This is a genomic window from Streptomyces sp. NPDC047706 (assembly GCF_043204795.1).
GTDB lineage: Bacteria > Actinomycetota > Actinomycetes > Streptomycetales > Streptomycetaceae > Streptomyces.
In genome coordinates, this window is record NZ_JBIDCW010000015.1 from 160,263 (window position 1) to 180,042 (window position 19,780).

Consider the following 19,780-nt stretch of genomic DNA (forward strand, 5'->3'; position numbering starts at 1 on the left):
GGCGGGGTGAGTCAGCCGCCGGTGGCGAAGCCGGGGAAGAGGGTCATTCCGCCGTCGACGTAGATGGTGGTGCCGACGACGTAGTCCATGAGGTCGGAGGCGAGGCCGACGGCCGCGTGGGCGATGTCCTCGGGGTCGCCGACGCGCTCGTAGGGGATCAGTTTCAACAGGTCCTTCTGGGCGTCGGGGGTGTCCCAGGCGCTGCGGTTGATGGGGGTCCTGATGGCTCCGGGGGCGATGGCGTTGACCCTGATCTTCTTCGGCGCGAGTTCCTGGGCCAGCGTCTGCATCATCATCTGGACGCCGCCCTTGGAGGCGGCGTAGTTGACGTGCCCGGCCCAGGGGATGATCTGGTGCACGGAACTCATGCAGATGATCTTGCCCGCGGCGCGCGACACCTCGGGGACGACTCCGCGCCGCATGAACTCCTTGGTCGCCTCGCGCGCACAGAGGAACTGCCCGGTGAGGTTGACGTCCAGGACCTTCTGCCACTGGGCGAGCGTCATCTCCGTGAAGGGGGCGTCGCGCTGCAACCCGGCGTTGGCGACCAGGATGTCGATGGTGCCGAACTCCTCGACCATCCGGTCCGTCATGGCGACGACCTGGTCCTCGTCGGAGACGTCCGCCTGGTAGGCGGCCGCCCGCACACCGAAGGAGGCGATCTCCTCGACCACCTTGTCCGCCTCCTCGGGGCCGGCCACGTAGTTCACCACCACGTCGGCCCCGGCCCGGCCCAGGGCGACGGCGGTGGCCTTGCCGATGCCGGAGTTGGCGCCGGTGACGAGAGCCTTCTGGCCCTTGAGCAGCTGTGCGGGGATCACGCCCTGGGATGCGCCCTCGGGGGAACTCATGATGGCTGTCTCCTCGACTGGTGGCCCGGACCGTCCGGGCCCGGGCCCGGATGTTCAGCGGCACACAATCACCGCGGACAGGTCGGGGAAGGACGGGCGCGTACCCGTTGCGCCGACCGGCTGAGGATCTTCACCCGGGCGCGGAGAACGTGTCGGACCGGAGGTCAGTTCAGCCGCTCCAGCAGGTGGTCGCCCACGCGCAGGGCGTTGGCGATGGCCGTGAGGGACGGGTTGACCGCGCCGATGCTCGGGAAGAAGCTCGTGTCGACGACGTAGAGGTTGTCCACGTCGTGGGCCTTGCAGTTGACGTCCAGGGCGGAGGTCGCCGGGTCGGTGCCGAACCGCACCGTGCCCGCCTGGTGCGCGGTGGCGCCGATGGGCATGCCTTTGTGCAGGTAGATGCTGTGGGACAGCAGACGGTGCTCGTGCATGCCGAGGCGGCCGAGCATGTGCTGGAGCTTGTGCCGCAGGCGCGTGAGGCCGGCGATGTTGTTGCCCTCGTCGAGGGTGAGCCGGATGCGGCCGTCGCCGTCGAGGGTGACCCGGTTGCCGGGCTGGGGCAGGTCCTCGCCGCACAGCCAGAAGTCGACGGCGTGATGGGCCAGGACCTCGAAGGGCATGTCCGGTGCCACCGCGCCCGCCCAGCGGGGGGCCTCGCCGTGGATCTGCTCGGCGTCCGACTTGCCGAGCATCTGGATGCCGCCCAGCGGGTACTCCCAGTCGTCCGCGCCCAGGTACCAGTCGTGCAGGGCGAGGGTCTTCTGGAACTGGGTGTCGTTCGGCTCCTTCGAGACGGCCATCAGCGCGAGGTTGTTGTGCCGCATGTAGTGCCGGCCGACCACGTCCGAGCTGTTCGCCAGGCCGTTCGGATGCGCCTCGCCGGCCGAAGCCAGCAGCAGCGCGGCGGAGTTGACCGCGCCGCAGGCCACCACCACGACGTCCGCCGAGAAGCGGGCCTCCTCCTCGCCCGCCAGCCGGACGACGACCGCCGTGACGCTGCGTCCCGCCGGGTCGGTCTCCAGCCGCGTCACCTGCGCGTTGGTGAGCATCTCGACGGATGGATGCCGCAGCGCCGGCTCCACGCAGATCACCTGGGCGTCGGACTTGGCCCGCACCAGGCAGGGAAATCCGTCGACCCGGTCGCAGCGGATGCAGGCACTGGCGTGCGTGGCCCGGCCCCCGTCGCCCTGGGTCAGGTCGACCCCGATGGGCAGGTGGAAGGGGTGCAGCCCCTGCTTCTCCAAGTCGTCGCTCAACTGCTGGATGCGCGGCTCGTGCTGGACCGGTGGATGGGCGTACTGCGCGCTGGCGGGGCCTTCCCAGGGGTCCTCGCCGTGCCGTCCGTGCACCCGGTAGAGGTGCTCGGCCTGGGTGTAGTACGGCTCGAGGTCCTCGTAGCGGATCGGCCAGGCGGGAGAGAGGCCGTCATGGTGGCGCAGCTCCCCGAAGTCCTCGGGGCGCAGCCGGAACAGCGCCGCGCCGAAGAACTTGGTGTTGCCACCCACGTAGTAGTTGACCTCGGGCGGGAACTCGTTGCCGTGCCTGTCGAGCCAGAACTCCGGCGCCCGGTACTTGCCCTTGACGAACACGGCCGTCGAGTCCCAGTTGTCACGCTCGCGCGGCAGGTAGTCGCCGCGTTCGAGGATGAGGACGCGTCTGCCCGAGGGAGCGAGCCGGTGGGCGAGCGTGCCACCGCCCGCGCCGGTGCCGATGACGATGATGTCGTAATGGGGGAAGTCGCCCATGGCGGCCCCCTTTCCTCGCGTTCGCGGGCTCCGGCGGCTGCCGGGACGCCACGGCTCCGGCCCCTTCTCGAACGTACGCGCCCGGTGGTGATGCGGCACTTCGGGGCGTCCGGGGCCCGGCGCGGTCACAGGACGGCGATCGGGTTCACCGGGGAACCGGTGGCCGCCGGCAGCCGCAGGGGGGCGACCACGCACAGGAAGTGCCACCGGGCCAGCCGTTCGCACTCCGGCGCCAGTTCCTCGAAGTCCAGGTAGTCCAGCAGATGCAGGCCCATGGCCTGCACGGCCAGGACGTGCAGGGGAAACGGCACCCCTGCCACCAGGCTGGGAGCGGTGTCGTTGTTGCCGTCCGAACCGAGGACGGCGACACCCCGCTCGGCCAGGAAGCGCGCCGCCTCCGGGTGCAGGCCCGCGCGTGCCCGCGCCGCGTCCCAGGCGCCGAGGCTGCGCCGCCGGTCGCGGTGCCCGACGCGCACGAACAGCAGGTCGCCGGGGCCGACCGTGACGTCCTGGGCGGCCTCGGCCGCCACGAGGTCGCCGGCGGTCACCTGGTCGCCGGGTTCCAGCCAGGGCACCCCGCGCAGCCGCGGGACGTCCAGCAGGACGCCGCGGCCGGCGACGCCGTCCGCCACCAGGTCCACCGTCAGCGCGCCGGCGCCGTCCGGTGTCACGCTGCCGGCCGGTACGCCGCCGTACAGCTCGCCGTCGAACATCACATGGCAGAGCGCGTCGAGGTGACTGTCGGCGTCCCCGTGCACGTTCATGGCGAACCGGTCGCGGGCGAACGCGAGGCCGTCCGCGGCGGGCTTCTCGTCGCCGGCCGGCGCGGTCATGCGGTGCGACGCCGGTTCCGGGTTGTCCGGGCCGGGTCGGGTCTCGATGGGGGCGGCCAGCGACACCGTGCGCCCGTAGCGGACGCCGTTGGCCGCGGCCGTCACATCACCGGGTGTGATCCGGCTGAGCGCCCCACGCCGGCGGCCCGCGTCGTCCAGGCCCTGTGCGGCCCGGTCGCGCACCGTGCGGTACAGGGACCGGAAGGACGCCTCGGACATGCGGTGCGGCGATGCCGCGCGGGGCGGATGCGGGTCGCGGTCCTCCGCGGGGTCAGGCCGGCGGCCGGGCAGGACTGCCACGTCGGCCCCTTTCCTCCGAGCGTCACGTGAGCTTGCGTCTCCTCCCCCGTCACGTGATCCGTCTCCTGCGATCGTCACGTGGAGCTCCGTCCGGCGCCGCACTCCCGTTCCAGTGTCGGCCTGCCCCGGCCTGTACGCATCCGGCGCCGCCGCGCCGTGGGCGGCGGTCAGCCCGGGCGGCGGTCGTCCCCCGCTGCCGCGGGAGGTGCCGCCCGCCTGCCGGCCTGCGTCAAGGGGCGGCCGGCCGGCAGCAGCTGGACCGTCACGAAGGCCACCACGGACGCGAGGATCACCACGGGGATGACCGCCTCGTTGCGCAGCACCAGGACCACCAGCACCACGCTGCTGACCGGAAGGCGCAGCGTGGCCACCGCGGCGGCCGCCATGCCCGCCGCCATGCCGGGGACGACACCGAGGCCGGGCAGCGGCGCGAGCAGCACACCCGCCGCGGCACCGAGGAAGAGCGCGGGAAAGATGGGCCCGCCCCGCAGGCTGCCGAGGCACAGCGCGTACGCCACTCCCTTGCACAGCAGTACGGCGATCAGGGCACCGACGCCCCAGGCGTGGGGGTTCTCGGCCAGCCGGGCCAGCGTGGCCTGGCCGGACGACGCCACGTCCGCCGGCGTCCGGTCCACACTCAGCGCGTACACCGATGCGCACGCTCCGGCGCCGAGAGCGCAGATCACCGTGCCGGTGACGAGCCGCCCCGAGACAAATCGCGCCGCCCACCGTCCGGTGGCCAGGATCGTGTGGAGCGCCGCGGCGATGCCGACGGCCATGACGACGGACCACAGCACGTCCCCGGCGTCGAGGCGGGGAACCGGTACGCCCAGGGTCAACGACAGGTTTCCCGTGGACAGGCCGGTCCAGCGGCCGAATCCGGTGAAGACGAGCGCCCCGACCCCGCTGGACAGGAGTGCCGGCAGCATGACCGCGAACAGCTGAGGGGCTCCCACTCCGGCCATCTCGATGAGGATCACTGCGGCGACCAGCGGATTGCCGAAGATGGCGGACAGTGCGGCGGCGGCGCCGGCCGCGCCGAGGAACGCCGTGCCCTGCGGCGCCTTCAGCGTCCTGACCAGTTCCGCGAACAGCAGTGCGAGGCCGCTGCCGAGGGCGATCAACGGGGCTTCCGGCCCCAGCGTGGCGCCGAGGGGCAGACTGGCCGCGGCCGCGAGGACAACCCCCGGCAGGGCGGCGGGAGTCGTCCCTTTGGCGTTCAGGCCTCCGGCGGGGATGTGCCCGCCGCTGCCCGGCAGGTGCTTGACGACCAGCCCGACGGCGACGCCGGCCACCGCGAGCAGCGGCAACGGCCACCACCAGGGAGGAGTCTCCCAGCCCAGCCCCGCCGGCAGTCCGGCCCACATCAGGTGCTCCAGCTGATGGAGGCCGGCGAGGAACCAGAACGCGGCGAGGGACACCGGGACGCCGATGAGCGCCGAGGCGACGAGGGCCTTCTGGTAGGCCGGGGTACGCAACAGACTACGCAGCCGGTCCGCCTCCTCCGGCTGGGTCACGGCGGGGTCCTCGGGGGCAGGGCCCGCCTCCCTCGCGGTTCCTCGCCCCTCCGTCTCAGGCAAGGACCCGGCGCTTCTGGGCTTCGAACTCCTCCTCGCTGAGCACTCCCTGGGCCTTGAGGTCGGCGAGTTGCTTCAGCTGGTCGATCTTGCCGGTCATGTCGTCGGCGGCCGGATCGGGCGCGGCGGCGGCAGGCGCGGCCGGCTGCTCGGACGCCGGCTGGAGCCGGCTGTCCTGCTCGGCCCACCGGCCCGCCTGCCGGCGCGAGACGCGGTTGGACACCGCGGTGGCGGTACCCGCGACGACGGCCGTGCGGGCCACCCCACGAAGAAGTCCTGGCATGCTCACTCATCTCCCATCTGGTCCGCGCGAAGGTGCGGCGGGACGACGGAGGGCGTACGGCCCAGCCGACGGCCGCGGGTCCGCTCAGGGTGCCGCCGGCTCGGTCGCGTCGAGCGACGCCACCAGCGCGTCCACGGAAACGCGCCCGCTCGCCACCAGTTGGGCCCCGCCGCGCCGCAGCGCCCGGGCCATCGGCGCGGCCCATACGTTCTCGTACACGAGGATCGCCGCCGAGTTGCCGGCATCCAGCGCGGCACCGGCGTCGTCCAGATCGCTCTGGTCCAGCAGCCCGGAGGAGGCACCCTCGAACACCGTCAGATCGAGTTCGTCGCCGATCTCACGCAACTCCATCACCCCCACCGACCCGTCGGCGTCCTTGCGCACGAAGACGAGATCGATGATCCGGATGATGCCGCGCTCCACCAGATCCAGGAGCAGGGGGAACCCCTCGCCCGTCATGCGGTTGCCGGGGAACTCGATGATCAGATAGTCGATCGGCCCCATGTCGTCGATGTCCTGGTTCACGGCCACTCCTCTGAGGCGGATACGGATCCGGCCGACACCCCCTTCGACGTCGGTCGCCCGCGGCGCGGCCGGGAGGTAGCACCTTCAGTCATTGCAGCACCCGATCAGTGGCCCCGCACTTCCGCGCCCGCCCCACCGACTCCGCGTCACCGGAGCGGCGCGCGAACTACCGCGCAGTACGAGGAGCACGAGGAGCACGAGGAGCACGCCGCGGGGCGCCTGGCCCGCACGGCCTCCCCGCAGGTCCCGGCCCGCCTGGTGTGCGCGCCTGACCTGGTCCGCACCAGGGGGGAACTCTCCGAGTGCCTGCATGCGCACGCCGCGCTCCGGGAGGTGGACGAGGTGGCGTTCGCGCCGCCGTTCACCTTCGCGTACGAGGACCGCGTGCGGATCCTCACCGGCACGGCGACGAAGCCGGCCCCGCGCCGGGCCGGCGGACCGGGGCCTGACCTCACCAGTGGCCCGGCTCGGTACCGCTGATCGGCTCCGACGGCCTGCCGTCGACGCCGACGGGGACGTCACCGGCGAGCATCACCCGGTGCATGATCCGCGGCTGCCCTGTGTGGGCGTTGTCGCCGGGGGCCAGGTGGATGGTGGCGCGGTTGTCCCAGAAGGCCACGCTGCCCGGCTCCCAGCGGAACCGGACCGTGTACTCCGGGCGGACGGCCTGCTCCAGCAGCATCTCCAGCAGCAGCCGGCTCTCGGGGCGGGAGACGCCGGTGATCTGCTCGACGTAGTAGCCGTTGACGTACAGGACGCGCTCACCGGTCTCCGGGTGGACGCGCACCAGGGGGTGCTCCGAGGCGACCTGATGGTCCAGCAGGTTGCGCAGGTAGGCGTCGTCGCCGGGACGGGGCTGGTAGCCGACGCCGAGCCGGTGCTCGGCCCGCAGCCCGTCCACGAACTCGCGCACGGGCGCGGAGAGTCCGGAGTACGCCGTCGCCAGGTTCGACCAGGTGGTGTCACCGCCGTACGGCGGGACGGTCTCGGCGCGCAGGATCGTCGCGGCCGGCGGGTCGATCCGGGCGCCGTGGTCGCAGTGCCAGCCGCGCAGCAGGGTGTGCCGGCGGCGCTGGAGCCACTCCTCGTGCTCCATGCCGAACCTGCCGCCGAGCTCCAGCCGGTCGGCGGTCGTCTCGATCTCCGGGAAGCCGGCAGGTGAGGCCCCGCCCCGCCGCCTCAGTACCACCGGCTCGCCGAACCGCCGCGCGAACGCCACGTGCGCGGCGTGGTCCATCCTCTGGCTCCGGAAGAACACCACCTTCCAGCGCAGCACCGCGTCGCGGATCGCGGCCACCTGGGCGTCGTCCAGCCCCCCGGCCAGGTCGACGCCCGTGATCTCGGCCCCGATGTGCCCGGCGACGGGGTTCACCTCGATCCCCGCGGCCCGCTGACCCGCCATGGCCCTGTCCGTCGTCATGCGCACTCCATCGGTCGTCCGGCTCCGTGAAAGATCGTGACAGCGATCCTCCACCGTGGCGACCCGCACCCCTTCCCGTCCAGGCCACTTCTGGCCTCGCGGCCTGCCCGAGGGCAGCCGGGCCGCCTCGGCCCGCGGCGGCGGGCATGGGCGGGCCCGCCCATACTGTCGGTACGGCAGAGTCGAGCGAAGGGTGGACCGTGGACGGCATTCCGGCGCACACGCTCAACGACGGCACGGCGCTGCCCGCCATCGGCCTCGGCACCTGGCCGATGGACGACGCGCACGCCGAGCGGGCGGTGCTGACCGCCCTGGAGCTGGGCTACCGCCTGATCGACACGGCGACGAACTACCGCAACGAGAGGGGCGTGGGCCGCGCGATCGCCCGCAGCCGTGTCCCGCGCGAGGAGATCGTGGTCACGACGAAGCTCCCGGGCAGGCACCACGGCTACGAGCAGACCCTCGCCTCGTTCGAGGAGTCCCGGAGCCGGCTGGGGGTGGAGCAGGTGGACCTGTATCTGATCCACTGGCCGCTCCCCCGCGTCGGCAAGTACGTCGACTCCTGGCGGGCCATGATCAAACTGCGCGAGGAGGGCCTCGTACGGTCGATCGGGGTCTCCAACTTCACTGTCGAGCACGTCGAGCGGCTGGAGAAGGAGACGGGCGTGCTGCCCGCCGTGAACCAGATCGAGCTGCACCCCTTCCTCCCGCAGGAGGAGTCGCGCGCCTTCCACGCCGGCAAGGGCATCGTCACGGAGAGCTGGAGCCCGCTCGGCCGCGGCACCGACCTGCTCCAGGATTCCGTCGTCGTCACCGTCGCCGAGGCGCACGGCGTGACGCCCGGTCAGGTCCTGCTGCGCTGGCACACCCAGCTGGGCGCGCTGCCCATTCCCAAGTCGGCGGACGCCGAGCGGCAGCGGCAGAACCTCGACATCTTCGGGTTCACGCTGACCCCCGCGCAGATGCAGGCCGTCGCCGACCGCGAGCCCCGACGCACCGGCGGGGACCCCGAGGTGCACGAGGAGTTCTGACGCCGGCGGCCCGGGGTACCCGGTGCGGCGGCGCACGGAAGGAGTCACGGTGGGTGGCGACGACCGGCGGCGGGAGGGCGTCATTCCGGCGGGTGAGTACGGCGGTGGCACGGTGATCGTCTGGGATCACGGGACGTACGAGCCGATGAGCCATGACCGCAAGGGGCGGCCGGGTGCCGGCGCTGCCCTGCCCGGCGTCATCGCAGGTGGCGGGCGAGCGAAGGCGCGGCCGGCCACCCGGACGGCCGTCCTGGCCCTCGCGCCGGAGCGCCGCGCGGTTCCGTCACGCCCTCGCGCCGTGGGTGGTACCTCGGGCGGATGACATGTGCCGACGGCGGGCGAAGCCACGCTGCCTTCCCGAGGGAGATCGCCCACCATGGGAGCAGGGCCCGGCCGGAGATCCCGGCCTGCCCGGTGACCGTGTCACCGACGAGGTCACCACCGCGCCGCCGGACCCCACTGCCCAGGCAAGGGAAGAACGCACCTCATGACCATCCGCGTGTTGCTCGCCGACGACCAGGCCCTGCTGCGGGCCGCCTTCCGGATCCTGATCGACTCCTGCGACGACATGGAGGTGGTCGGCGAGGCCGTCGACGGCGCCCGGGCGATCGAGCTTGCCCGGACCCATCGGCCCGACGTCGTCCTGATGGACATCCGCCTGCCCGGCAGAGACGGACTGGCCGCCACGGCCACCATCTGCGCCGACCCGGAACTGTCCGCGACCCGCGTGCTGGTCCTCGCCACGTCCGAGATCGACGAGGAGGTGGCCGAGGCGCTGGCGGCCGGGGCCAGCGGATTCCTCGGCAAGGAGGCCACCCCCGACGCGCTGCTCGACGGCGTGCGGATCGTGGCGGGCGGCGAGTCCCTGCTCTCCCCGCTCGCCACCCGCGCCCTGATCACACGCTTCCTCGCCACCCCTGCCGACGGCGCACGGCTCGCGGCCCCCGAGGACCTCGCCGCGCTGACGGCCGAGGAACGTGAGGTGCTGGGCCGCGTGGCCGAGGGCCGGACCAATGCGGAGATCGCCGACAAGCTCCTGCTCAGCCCACCGGACGTGCGGTCCCTCGTGGACCGGGCGATGACCAGGCTGGGCGCCCGGGACCGCGCGCAACTGGTCGTCATCGCCTACCAGTCGGGGCTGGTACGGGCCGTGCCGCCACCGGCAGGCGCGCACTGACCCCACCCTCCGTTCAGGGGAAACCTGCGGGCGGGGCGCGTGGCGCCGTCCCGCCCCGTCGACACCTCAAGCCGTGACCCTGCCGCTGATCGCGCCCATGCTCGCCACGCCCGGCACCCTGCCGCCCGCCGCCCAGGACGCGCGGTGGGCGTACGAGACCAAGCAGGACGGCCAGCGCGCGGTGGTCTACCTCCCCGGCGACGGAAGCGTGCTGCTGCGCGCCAGGTCCGGCGAGGAGATCACCGGCGCCTACCCCGAACTGCTGCCGCTCGGCGCTGCCCTCGGCGGCACGGCCGCGGTACTGGACGGCGAGGTGCTGGTGCTGGACGAACGGGGGCGTGCCGACTTCCAGTTGCTCCAGTCGAGGATGGGCCTCGCCCACTCCCCCGCGCGGGCGGCGCGCCGGGCGGCCCAGGTACCGGTCCACCTGGTGCTGTTCGACGTGATGCACCTGGCGGGGCACTCCTTGACCGGGCAGTCCTACGCCCGGCGGCGCGCCCGGCTGGAGGCCCTGGGCCTCGCCGGGCCGTTCTGGTCCACGCCGGGGGCCCTGGTGGGCCACGGCGCCCAGGCGCTCCAGGCCACCCTCGAGCACGGGCTGGAAGGCCTGGTCTGCAAGCGGCTGGACTCGGTGTACGAACCGGGTGTGCGCTCCCGCGCCTGGATCAAGATCCGCAACATGCGCGGCGAGGACGTCGTCGTGGGCGGCTGGCTGCCCGGCAAGGGCCGGCTGACCGGTCTGCCCGGCGCGGTGCTGGTCGGCCAGCGCGACGCCGCCGGGCGGCTGCGGTACGTCGGCGGCGTGGGCACCGGCTGGAGCGAGGCCGAACGGACGGAACTGGCGGCGCTGCTGCGGGAGCACGCCAGTGACGTCTGCCCCTTCGATCCGGTGCCGCCGGCGCCGGGCGCGCGGTGGGTGCGTCCCCGGCTGGTCGGCGAGGTCCGCTACAGCACCCGTACCAGGGCAGGGCTGCTGCGCCAGCCGTCCTGGCTGCGGCTGCGGCCCGACCTCACACCCGAGGAGTCCACGGCCGACCTGCCGGAACACCTCGCCTGACGCCGCCTCAGCGGACAACTATTGGGCTGCCCTTCACCAGCGGGACGCCTGTGACCTCTTGGCCCGGACGGGCTTTCCCGGGAAGCTGAACTGCCTTTCCCCCCACAGCCCTTGGGCTGCGCCCGAACCAGGAGGAGGACGCAGTGTCGTCGCAGAAGCCCGCCGTACACCGCAGAAGATGGCTCACCGTGCTCGGTGGTGCCGCCGCGCTCGTCGTCGCCTTTCCCGCCACCGCCTTCGCCGCCCCGCCGCCGGCGCTGCCCGCCAACGCCGACAGCCTGGAGCGGACGTTCCAGCCGGCCCTGGACTACGACAAGGACGGCTGCTACGCGACGCCCGCCATCAGCGCCGACGGCACCGTCAACGGAGGCCTCAAGCCCACCGGGGCGCTCAACGGCAACTGCCGGGACGCCTCCGACCTGGACAACACCAACAGCTACTCGCGCTACAAGTGCAACAACGGCTGGTGCGGCATCGTGTACGGCCTGTACTTCGAGAAGGACCAGGCCCTGCCGGGCAGCAGCATAGGCGGGCACCGCCACGACTGGGAGCACATCGTCGTGTGGGTGCAGGACAACCAGGCCAAGTACGTCTCGACCTCCAACCACGGCTCGTTCACCGTGCACAACGCCTCGGCGATCCGCTTCGAGGGCACGCACGCGAAGATCGTGTACCACAAGGACGGCATCAGCACGCACTGCTTCCGCGCCGCCAACTCCAACGACGAGCCGCCGGAGAACCACAAGGGCACCTGGCAGTACCCGCCGCTGGTCGGCTGGAACGGCTACCCGGCGGGGGTGCGGGACAAGCTGGTGTCGTACGACTTCGGCAGTGCGCACTTCGGTCTGAAGGACGGCAGCCTCACCTCCCACCTGGCGAAGGCCAAGCCGTCCGGTATCGCGTTCGACCCCAACGCCTGACGGGCGTACTCGGGCGCGGCGGGGGCCGCTGACGGTCTATCGTGTCCGCATGCCGGTCCCCGCACTGATCCGCATCGTCTCCCGGGACTCCCCCATGGCGCTCGCCCAGGTGGCCCGGGTCCAGGCCGAGTTGACAGCCCGACACCCCGGGGTGAGCACCGAGGTGCTGCCGGTGAGGACCACCGGCGACAAGTGGCTCGGCGATCTCTCACTGGTCGAGGGCAAGGGCGCGTTCACCAAGGAGGTCGACGCGGCGCTGCTGGCCGGTGAGGCCGACCTCGCGGTGCACTGCGTCAAGGACGTGCCCGCCGACCGGCCACTCCCGGCCGGCACGGTGTTCGCGGCGTTCCTGAAGCGGGACGACATCCGCGACGCCCTGGTGCACCCCGGCGGGCTCACCCTGGACGAACTCCCGGCCGGCACCCGCATCGGCACCTCCTCGGTGCGCCGGGTCGCCCAGCTCGCCGCCACGCATCCGCACCTGGAGTGCGTGCCCTTCCGCGGCAACGCGGGCCGGCGGCTGGACAAGCTCGCCGCCGGTGACGCAGACGCACTGCTGCTGGCCGTCTCCGGTCTGGAACGCATCGGCCGCCGGGACGTGATCAGCGAGGTCCTCTCCCCCGACGTGATGATGCCGCCCATCGGCGCGGGCATCCTCGCCCTGCAGTGCCGCGAGGGCGACAGCGACCTGATCGACGCGGTCAGCGCGCTCGGCGACCCCGGTACGCACCGCGAGGCGACGGCGGAGCGGATGTTCCTGCATGTGCTTCAAGGGCACTGCAACAGCCCGATCGCCGGGTTCGCGCGGACCGACCACGGCGAACTCTCGCTGCGGGCCTGCGTGTTCACGCCGGACGGCAAGACCCGGCTCAATGCCCACGAGTGGGCGGGGCGGCTGGACCCGGCCACGCTGGGCACCTCGGTCGCCGTGGCCCTGCTGCGTCAGGGCGCCCGTGAGATCATCGACGGCATTCCCCACTGACCCGCGTCAGGCGGTGCCCTCCTCGGCCTGGTCGCGCAGGAAGTTGCTGACCTGGTGGGCGAGGCTCTCCCGGCCGGCGCCGGCCGGGGCGCACGCGGTCGCCTCGTGCAGTCCGATGCCGCCCGTCCACAGCCGGCGGTCGGCCCAGTCGTCGTCCACCCGCAACTGGATCTGCACGTCCACCTGCGCCAGGGCCGCCTCGGTTCCGGCCGCGTACGCGACGGCGGTGACCCGCCGCAGCGGGTAGACGTCGTAGCCCTCGACGAACTGCGAGTTCCGCCAGTCCAGGAACGCGCTCTCCCCGTCGGGGCCGATCCTCACGTCGATCTGGCCGTCCTCCAGATGGATGCCGAAGCGGCGGTCACCACGGTTCTCGACGGTCACCCGCAGCCGGAAGTACGTCAGCCCCTCGGCGGCGTCGTCGCGTCCACGCGGCGGCTCCGCCCGCTCCAGACCGTGGACGCGAACGCGCAGACCGGCATGCTCGTCGTACTCCTGCCAGTCCCCGACCACGTTCGGCTCGTACACACTCCACCTCTCGACCTCTCGAAGCTGCTTCCTATCCGTGGGCTCAGCGCAGTGTCAAATGAGCGGAATGGGCTGTGGCCAGGGATTTCCCGCACTTGATCGCTGATCAAGCCGTGCGCAGGGAGAATCCGCACAGGCCCTGCCACGGGCGTGCCGCACATCACGTCCGCCTTCCGGCTCGGCGGGCCGGCCGCCCCCGCGGCAAGGAGACGGCGCGACGGCCGGGCCCCGGGGCCTGCGTCGTGAGCCGGCCGGGCGCGCAGGCGGACACGTGCACGGCCCCGGCCGCAGAACGCCACCGTTCGCAGTCGTCCGGTCGCGGAAGGATACGGCGCGGGCGCCGCGGACACCGGATACCCGACGGGCGTTTCGTACGTGTTTATCATGGGAAGACTGGTTTAAGTGCTTCGGACAGGAGGCACGTCCGTGGGTCAGGTACGCCGCCCCGCACGTCTTCCTGCGAGCGATCCGGGCGCCCCCTCCCACGGTGTCTGTCCACCCGGCACCTGCTGAGGGAGGCGCGCACATGCGTACCGCCAGCAGAACGAAGCAACACCCCCACGACGACGCCCCCGACACGGCCGCGGCATTCGTGCGCCTTCGGGAACTGCCCGACGGACCGGAGCGCAAAGCGCTGCGGGACGAACTGGTCCGGGTCTGGCTGCCCATGGCGGAACGGATCGCCGTGCGGTTCCGAGGCCGCGGAGAGGCCCTGGAGGACCTCTACCAGGTCGCCGCCCTCGGGCTGGTCAAGGCCGTCGACCACTACGACCCCGCGCGCGGCCGCGCCTTCGAGGCGTACGCCGTACCGACGGTCACCGGCGAGATCAAGCGCCACTTCCGTGACCACATGTGGACGCTGCACGTCCCGCGCCGGGTCCAGGACCTCCGTAACCGGGTACGGCGCGCCATGAAGGAACTCTCCCAGACCACCCCCGGCCGGCCGCCCACCGTCGCCGAGATCGCCGCGTACGCGGAGCTCGGCGAGGAGGAGGTGCGCACCGGCATGGAGGCGCTGGAGTGCTTCACCGCGCTGTCCCTGGAGGCGGAGATGCCCGGGACCGACGGTTACGCCCTCGCGGACGCGATAGGCGGGCCCGACCCGAGCTACGACACCGTCGTCGACCGGGTCGCCGTGGCGCCCTGTCTGCAGGCACTGCCGGAGCGTGAGCGGACCATCCTCTATCTGCGCTTCTTCCGGGGGATGACGCAGAGCTGCATCGCCCAGCAGCTCGGCATCTCGCAGATGCACGTCTCCCGGCTGCTCACCGCCTGCTTCGCCAGGCTGCGCGAGGAACTGCTCGCGGGCACACCCCGCTGATCTCCAGGAAGGGGAGTCACCTGGGCGGCGCAGGGGGCGGACTCATCCGGGAGGCGCACCGGGGATCTGCGTCCCGGGGATCTGCGTGGGCCCGTAGCGGTCCAGGGCGTCCTCGAGAGCGGCGCGGATCTCCGGGGGCAGCTCCCCGTCGCGGCCCCAGGTGAGCACGAGCTCCGCCACCGTGCGCAGCTTGGTGTTCGTGTGCTGGGAGACCTCCTTCAGCACCGCCCATCCCTCGTCCGGCGTCACCCTGCCGAGCGCCACCATCATCCCGATGGCCTGGTCGACCACGGCATGGGAACAGACGGCCTCCTTGAGCTGGACGATCTCGGCCTCCAAGGCCCGAAGCCGGTCGGTGTCGCCGGCGGGCTCGTGCGGTACACCTGCCACACCTCCATCCTCCCCACCGGGACTGACGTCTGCCACCGGGGTACTCGGCAGGCGCCATGACCGGTTCCGGTTGGACACTGGTGTCGAACCGGTGGCTGCCGGTCGACGAGACCAGGACGACTGCCATGCAACATGACACGACACCCACGACCCGCGCGACGGACGTGGTCTCCACGAACAACGCCTTCGGGGCGCCCTGCTGGGTGAGTCTGACCAGTCGGGACGTGCGCGCCACCGAGGAGTTCTACACCGCCGTGCTGGGCTGGGAGTGGCGGAAGGCCAAGCTCGGCGACCACTTCCGGATCGCGCTGGCGGAGGGTGCGCCCGTCGCCGGGATCGCCGCGGTCGCCAGCATGTGGCAGATGGCGGTCGCCTGGACGCCCTACTTCGCCGTCCCCAGCGCGGACCTCGCGGTGGCCCGGGCGCAGGAGCGCGGCGGCACGGCGGCGGTCGGGCCCATCTCGCTGCCGCCCGGCCGCGCGGCCCTGCTCGCCGACCGGGACGGGGCGACCTTCGGTATCTGGGAGGGTGAGCTGGTCACCGACTGGGAGACCTGGCACCGTGCCGCGCCCGCCTTCATCCGGCTGCACACCAGGGACGCCTTCGACGCCGCCATCTTCTACGGCGAGGTCCTGGAGTGGGCCTCGGCGACGCGCGGCAGCTGCGAGATCAACTACGAGGGCGAGGAGGTCGTCCTGCGCAGCGGCGGCGACGTGGTGGCCCGCATCGAGTCCGGCGCCCTGGAGGCGGCTCCCGATCCCACCATCCGCCCGCACTGGCAGATCCACTTCGCCGTGGCCGACGTGGCGAGCTGCGCACGGGCCGCGGAGCACCACGGCGGCAGCGTGCTGCGCCTGGACGCCGAGGACGCCGTGCTGCGCGACCCCGACGGGGCGCAGTTCACGGTGACCTCGCGTCGTCAGCGGTGAGCGCCTCCTGCTACGTCGGCGACGCGTACCGTGACGGCCGGGACAGCACGACGAGGCTGCGCGCCTCCACCGTGAGGGCGGTGGCCGCCTTGTGCTCGGTCTCGTCCGGCGTCCCCGTGGGGTCGGCGGTGTCGATGAGGGTGGTCCAGCGTTCGCCGTACGTACGGTCCGGCAGCCGGAAGTCCACGGGCTCCCAGTAGCTGTTGAGGAGCAGCAGGAAGGAGTCGTCGACCACGGTGCGCCCGTAGGCGTCGGGTTCGGCGATGGCGTCGCCGTTGACGAAGACACCGACGGAGTGCGCGTCCGAGCGCTGCCAGTCCTCGTCGGACATCTCGGTCGCGTCCGGTTGCAGCCACACCAGGTCGGGGAGCGGCTGCCCGGCATGCGTGACCGTCTCGCCGCGGAAGAAGCGCCGGCGGCGCAGCACCGGGTGGGCGGCACGCAGGGCGATGGCGTACCGCGTGAAGTCCCGCAGGTTGCGCTGCTCCTCGGTGAGCCGCCAGTCGATCCAGGAGACCTCGTTGTCCTGGCAGTAGGCGTTGTTGTTGCCGCCCTGGGTGCGGCCGATCTCGTCGCCGTGACAGAGCATGGGGATGCCCTGGGACAGCAGCAGGGTGGCGAGGAAGTTGCGCTGCTGGCGGCCGCGCAGTTCCAGGATCCCGGGGTCGTCGGTGTCGCCCTCGGCGCCGCAGTTCCAGGACCGGTTGGTGCTCTCGCCGTCCCGGTTGGCCTCGCCGTTGGCGTCGTTGTGCTTGTCGTTGTACGACACGAGGTCGCGCAGGGTGAACCCGTCGTGCGCGGTGACGAAGTTGACGCTGGCGCGGGGGCGGCGCCTGCTGTGCTGGTACAGGTCGGAGGAGCCGGTCAGCCGGGAGGCGAACTCGCCGAGCGTGTGTTCCTCGCCGCGCCAGAAGTCCCGTACGGCGTCGCGGTACAGGCCGTTCCACTCCGACCACAGCGGCGGGAAGTTGCCCACCTGGTAGCCGCCCTCGCCCACGTCCCACGGCTCGGCGATCAGCTTGACCCGGCTGATGACGGGGTCCTGCTGAATCAGGTCGAAGAACGCCGACAGCCGGTCCACCTCGTGGAACTGCCGCGCCAGTGTGGCCGCGAGGTCGAAGCGGAAGCCGTCGACGTGCATCTCGGTGACCCAGTACCGCAGCGAGTCCATGATCAGCTGAAGTACGTAGGGGTGGCGCATGAGCAGGCTGTTGCCGGTGCCTGTGGTGTCGTAGTAGTGGCGCCAGTCGCCGTCGACGAGGCGGTAGTACGAGGAGTTGTCGATGCCCCGGAAGGAGAGCGTGGGGCCCCTCTCGTTGCCCTCGGCGGTGTGGTTGTAGACCACGTCGAGGATCACTTCGAGGCCGGCCGCGTGCAGCGCCTTGACCATCGACTTGAACTCGGCGACCTGCTGGCCCCGGGTGCCGTGCGCCGCGTAGGCGTTGTGCGGCGCGAAGAAGCCGATCGTGTTGTAGCCCCAGTAGTTGGACAGGCCGCGGTCCTGGAGATGGCCGTCCTGCACGAACTGGTGCACCGGCATCAGCTCGACCGCCGTCACGCCGAGCGAGGCGAGGTGCTCCACCGCGGCGGGGTGGGCGAGCCCGGCGTAGGTGCCGCGCAGTTCGGGCGGCACGTCGGGGTGGGTACGGGTGAGTCCGCGGACGTGTGCCTCGTAGATCACCGTGTCGGCGTACGGCCGTCCGAGCGGCCGGTCCCCGCCCCAGTCGAAGGCCGGATCGGTCACCACGCCGAGCATGGTGTGCCCGGCGCTGTCGGCCGGGTCGGGCCCGGAAGACGAGCGCTCGTACAGCGAGGGGTGGTTGTCGATCTGCCCGTCCACGGCCTTGGCGTACGGGTCGAGCAGCACTTTCGCGGGGTTGCAGCGCTGGCCGGCGGACGGGTGCCAGGGGCCGTGCACCCGGTAGCCGTAGCGCTGGCCGGGCTTGATGTCGGGCAGGTAGCCGTGCCAGACGAAGCCGTCGACCTCGGTCAGGGGGATGTCGCGGTGGTTGCCGCGGTCGTCGACCAGTACGAGGTCGACGCGTTCGGCGACCTCACTGAAGAGCGCGAAGTTGGTGCCCTTGCCGTCGTACGCGGCGCCCAAGGGGTAGGGGTGCCCGCTCCATACGGGCACCCCGTCCTTGCCGTTCGCCTTCTTCTTCGTCACCGCGCGTCCTCCAGGGCGCCGTCGGCCGGCCGCGCCGGGGCGGCGAGGGAGGCGACCGGCGTCTCGCGCGGCACCCGCAGCCCCTCACGCAGATCGGGTGCGGGCGCCCTCGGCACCAGCGGGACGCGCTCGCCGGCGCGGGCCCGCTGCGAGAACCAGATGACCTTGCTGCCGGTGTCGGTGGCACAGCAGCCCCAGCCGTCACTCATGGCGGCGATGTGCTCCAGGCACGCCCGCAGGTCCAGATCGGGACGGAGTTCCTGGTCGTTGTCACCGACGGCGGTGATCAGGTGCTGGCCGTTCCACCACATCTCGATCGACGTGTGCTTGTCCGTCGCGTGCTCGTCGATGGCCTTCAGCAGCAGCTCGGCGCTGCCGCAGACGGGCTTGACCAGCGGTTCGAGGTCCCAGTACTTCAGGTGGGCCGCGAGGATGCGGCTGACCTGTCCAACGCGTTCCGGGCTGACTTCCACATCGAGGTGGTAGTAGCAGGGCACTGCGGTCTTCATCGTGGCTCCTCACCGGCGAGGCTCTCGCTCCCTCGCCCTAGCAAGCCGATCCCCGAACACGAAGCGTGAGCACTGATCGCTTCCGAGTCACCACAACAGTGCGGGTCCTAGCCCATTCGTGCAACACGAGCGAACTCCCGAGATGGTTGAACCTCTAACAAGACGCTGGGTCGTCGTGCGTGCACCATGAGTGAAGGCCCTCGATCGCCGTAACGGGTCCGTGCCCCTCGCGGGCTCGGCCGCCGGCCCGACCGTCGGGAACGTGCCCATCGAGCGCCCGGAAGGTGAACGGCGCCATGCTGCTACCCGCCAGAGCCGAAGTCACCCGGCAGCTGCGGCGGTACCGGGCCTGGGAGCGTGCGATGCTCGCGGCCCCCACCGACAGCGGGGTGCGGACCGGCTTCGAGGACTCGGGCTACACCCTCTGCGTGCTGATGGGAAAGCGCTGCGCGCGCGAGGCCGCCGAGGCGGCCGAGCGCTACTTGCGCACCACGCTGGCCACCTACCTGCGGGACGAGACCTGCCGACCGCGTCCGGTCCGTGTCCCCCGGCGTGGACCCCCGTCGGGACGGCGTTCCCGGGCGGGGCTCTAGCCCCGTTTCAAGGCGGTATCCCGAGCCGGGCCGAGGGGCCCGGCTTTGAGTACGACGGAGGTGAGACCCATGAGTACGACTGAGGCCATCGGCCGCATTCCGGTCCGGGACGTCCATCCGGCCGTGGAGGGCGGCAGGCGCCCGGCGAAGGCCGTTCCCGGAGAGACCTTCCAGGTCACGGCCACCGTGTTCCGCGAGGGCCATGACGCGGTCGCCGCCAATGTCGTCCTGCGGGATCCCGAGGGCCGGCCCGGCCCCTGGACGCCGATGCGCGAACTCGCCCCCGGCACCGACCGCTGGGGCGCCGAGGTCACGCCGGACGCCGTCGGCCTGTGGACGTACTGCGTCGAGGCATGGAGCGACCCCGTCGCCACCTGGCGGCACATCGCCGGGATCAAGGTGCCGGCGGGCATCGACACCGGCCTGGTCCTGGAAGAGGGGGCCGTCCTGTACGAACGGGCCGCCGCCGACGTGCCCGACCACGCGGCCCGCACCGTCGTACTGGCCGCGGCGCGGACCCTCCGGGACGACTCGTTGCCGGTCGCCACCCGCCTCGCCGCGGCGTTGACGCCGGAGGTGGACGCGGTGCTCGCGCGGTATCCGCTGCGGGAGTTGGTGACCGCTTCCGGGGCGTTGCCGTTG

Annotated in this window: 21 protein-coding genes and 1 pseudogene; 11 read left to right on the plus strand and 11 right to left on the minus strand. The window is 72.1% G+C overall.

What is annotated here, in order from left to right; genetic code table 11:
• Positions 1 to 11: 11 nt before the first annotated feature.
• From ACGF8A_RS19650 to ACGF8A_RS19675, 6 genes are all read right to left on the minus strand, one after another.
• Entirely contained in the window at positions 12 to 851 is an 840-nt protein-coding gene (locus ACGF8A_RS19650; protein ID WP_393109767.1) for an SDR family oxidoreductase, read from the minus strand.
• A 164-nt stretch (positions 852 to 1,015) separates the two neighbouring features.
• Positions 1,016 to 2,596 (minus strand): GMC oxidoreductase, encoded by a 1,581-nt coding sequence (locus ACGF8A_RS19655; protein WP_393109769.1) that lies wholly within the window; start codon positions 2,594 to 2,596, stop codon positions 1,016 to 1,018.
• 125 nt (positions 2,597 to 2,721) lie between these two features.
• Entirely contained in the window at positions 2,722 to 3,648 is a 927-nt protein-coding gene (locus tag ACGF8A_RS19660; protein WP_393109813.1) for a cyclase family protein, read from the minus strand.
• 248 nt (positions 3,649 to 3,896) lie between these two features.
• Positions 3,897 to 5,246: a chloride channel protein gene (locus ACGF8A_RS19665; protein ID WP_393109771.1), complete on the minus strand. Its 1,350-nt coding sequence runs from the start codon at positions 5,244 to 5,246 to the stop codon at positions 3,897 to 3,899.
• A gap of 55 nt (positions 5,247 to 5,301) precedes the next feature.
• Positions 5,302 to 5,589 carry an SHOCT domain-containing protein gene (locus ACGF8A_RS19670; protein ID WP_393109773.1) on the minus strand — a complete coding sequence of 96 codons (288 nt, stop codon included), beginning with the start codon at positions 5,587 to 5,589 and terminating at the stop codon, positions 5,302 to 5,304.
• 84 nt (positions 5,590 to 5,673) lie between these two features.
• Entirely contained in the window at positions 5,674 to 6,093 is a 420-nt protein-coding gene (locus ACGF8A_RS19675; protein WP_393109815.1) for a DUF6325 family protein, read from the minus strand.
• Positions 6,094 to 6,372: 279 nt separating this feature from the next.
• On the opposite strand from ACGF8A_RS19675, the gene ACGF8A_RS19680 reads away from it, so the two are divergent.
• The gene (locus tag ACGF8A_RS19680; RefSeq protein WP_393109775.1) at positions 6,373 to 6,594 is read left to right on the plus strand and encodes a hypothetical protein; all 222 of its coding nucleotides are present in this window, start codon (positions 6,373 to 6,375) and stop codon (positions 6,592 to 6,594) included.
• On the opposite strand, the gene ACGF8A_RS19685 is transcribed toward ACGF8A_RS19680, so the two are convergent.
• Positions 6,566 to 7,534: a TauD/TfdA dioxygenase family protein gene (locus ACGF8A_RS19685; RefSeq protein ID WP_393109777.1), complete on the minus strand. Its 969-nt coding sequence runs from the start codon at positions 7,532 to 7,534 to the stop codon at positions 6,566 to 6,568. The two genes, ACGF8A_RS19680 and ACGF8A_RS19685, sit on opposite strands and share 29 nt — an antisense overlap.
• A 200-nt stretch (positions 7,535 to 7,734) precedes the next feature.
• On the opposite strand from ACGF8A_RS19685, the gene ACGF8A_RS19690 reads away from it, so the two are divergent.
• The 6 genes and pseudogenes from ACGF8A_RS19690 to hemC all read left to right on the plus strand — a co-directional run bounded on the left by ACGF8A_RS19690 (position 7,735) and on the right by hemC (position 12,701).
• On the plus strand, positions 7,735 to 8,565 hold the full coding sequence (locus ACGF8A_RS19690) for an aldo/keto reductase (protein WP_393109779.1): 831 nt from the start codon (positions 7,735 to 7,737) through the stop codon (positions 8,563 to 8,565).
• 73 nt (positions 8,566 to 8,638) lie between these two features.
• Positions 8,639 to 8,737 (plus strand): annotated as a pseudogene (locus tag ACGF8A_RS19695) (DNA polymerase ligase N-terminal domain-containing protein); the annotation flags it as partial.
• 315 nt (positions 8,738 to 9,052) lie between these two features.
• Entirely contained in the window at positions 9,053 to 9,742 is a 690-nt protein-coding gene (locus ACGF8A_RS19700; protein ID WP_393109781.1) for a response regulator, read from the plus strand.
• Between the two features lie 73 nt (positions 9,743 to 9,815).
• Entirely contained in the window at positions 9,816 to 10,799 is a 984-nt protein-coding gene (locus ACGF8A_RS19705) for an ATP-dependent DNA ligase (RefSeq protein WP_393109783.1), read from the plus strand.
• 143 nt (positions 10,800 to 10,942) lie between these two features.
• Positions 10,943 to 11,719: an NPP1 family protein gene (locus ACGF8A_RS19710; protein WP_393109785.1), complete on the plus strand. Its 777-nt coding sequence runs from the start codon at positions 10,943 to 10,945 to the stop codon at positions 11,717 to 11,719.
• A gap of 49 nt (positions 11,720 to 11,768) precedes the next feature.
• On the plus strand, positions 11,769 to 12,701 hold the full coding sequence (gene hemC / locus ACGF8A_RS19715; protein ID WP_393109787.1) for a hydroxymethylbilane synthase: 933 nt from the start codon (positions 11,769 to 11,771) through the stop codon (positions 12,699 to 12,701).
• Between the two features lie 6 nt (positions 12,702 to 12,707).
• Here hemC and ACGF8A_RS19720 read toward each other — a convergent pair whose 3' ends face one another.
• Positions 12,708 to 13,229: a hypothetical protein gene (locus ACGF8A_RS19720; protein ID WP_393109789.1), complete on the minus strand. Its 522-nt coding sequence runs from the start codon at positions 13,227 to 13,229 to the stop codon at positions 12,708 to 12,710.
• Positions 13,230 to 13,755: 526 nt separating this feature from the next.
• Here ACGF8A_RS19720 and ACGF8A_RS19725 point away from each other — a divergent pair.
• Positions 13,756 to 14,550 carry an RNA polymerase sigma factor SigF gene (locus tag ACGF8A_RS19725; RefSeq protein WP_393109791.1) on the plus strand — a complete coding sequence of 265 codons (795 nt, stop codon included), beginning with the start codon at positions 13,756 to 13,758 and terminating at the stop codon, positions 14,548 to 14,550.
• A 42-nt stretch (positions 14,551 to 14,592) separates the two neighbouring features.
• On the opposite strand, the gene ACGF8A_RS19730 is transcribed toward ACGF8A_RS19725, so the two are convergent.
• On the minus strand, positions 14,593 to 14,940 hold the full coding sequence (locus ACGF8A_RS19730; RefSeq protein ID WP_393109793.1) for an ANTAR domain-containing protein: 348 nt from the start codon (positions 14,938 to 14,940) through the stop codon (positions 14,593 to 14,595).
• Positions 14,941 to 15,065: 125 nt separating this feature from the next.
• Between ACGF8A_RS19730 and ACGF8A_RS19735 the strand changes: the two genes are divergently transcribed.
• Positions 15,066 to 15,869 (plus strand): VOC family protein, encoded by an 804-nt coding sequence (locus ACGF8A_RS19735; protein ID WP_393109795.1) that lies wholly within the window; start codon positions 15,066 to 15,068, stop codon positions 15,867 to 15,869.
• 10 nt (positions 15,870 to 15,879) lie between these two features.
• Here the strand turns inward: ACGF8A_RS19735 and glgX are convergent, their stop codons facing one another.
• Entirely contained in the window at positions 15,880 to 18,003 is a 2,124-nt protein-coding gene (gene glgX / locus ACGF8A_RS19740; protein ID WP_393109817.1) for a glycogen debranching protein GlgX, read from the minus strand.
• Positions 18,004 to 18,032: 29 nt separating this feature from the next.
• Positions 18,033 to 18,545: a pep a2 gene (locus ACGF8A_RS19745; RefSeq protein ID WP_393109797.1), complete on the minus strand. Its 513-nt coding sequence runs from the start codon at positions 18,543 to 18,545 to the stop codon at positions 18,033 to 18,035.
• A 296-nt stretch (positions 18,546 to 18,841) separates the two neighbouring features.
• On the opposite strand from ACGF8A_RS19745, the gene ACGF8A_RS19750 reads away from it, so the two are divergent.
• Positions 18,842 to 19,138 carry a DUF5133 domain-containing protein gene (locus ACGF8A_RS19750; RefSeq protein WP_393109799.1) on the plus strand — a complete coding sequence of 99 codons (297 nt, stop codon included), beginning with the start codon at positions 18,842 to 18,844 and terminating at the stop codon, positions 19,136 to 19,138.
• A 69-nt stretch (positions 19,139 to 19,207) separates the two neighbouring features.
• A partial coding sequence (locus ACGF8A_RS19755) for a maltotransferase domain-containing protein (RefSeq protein ID WP_393109801.1) occupies positions 19,208 to 19,780 on the plus strand: 573 nt, incomplete at its 3' end.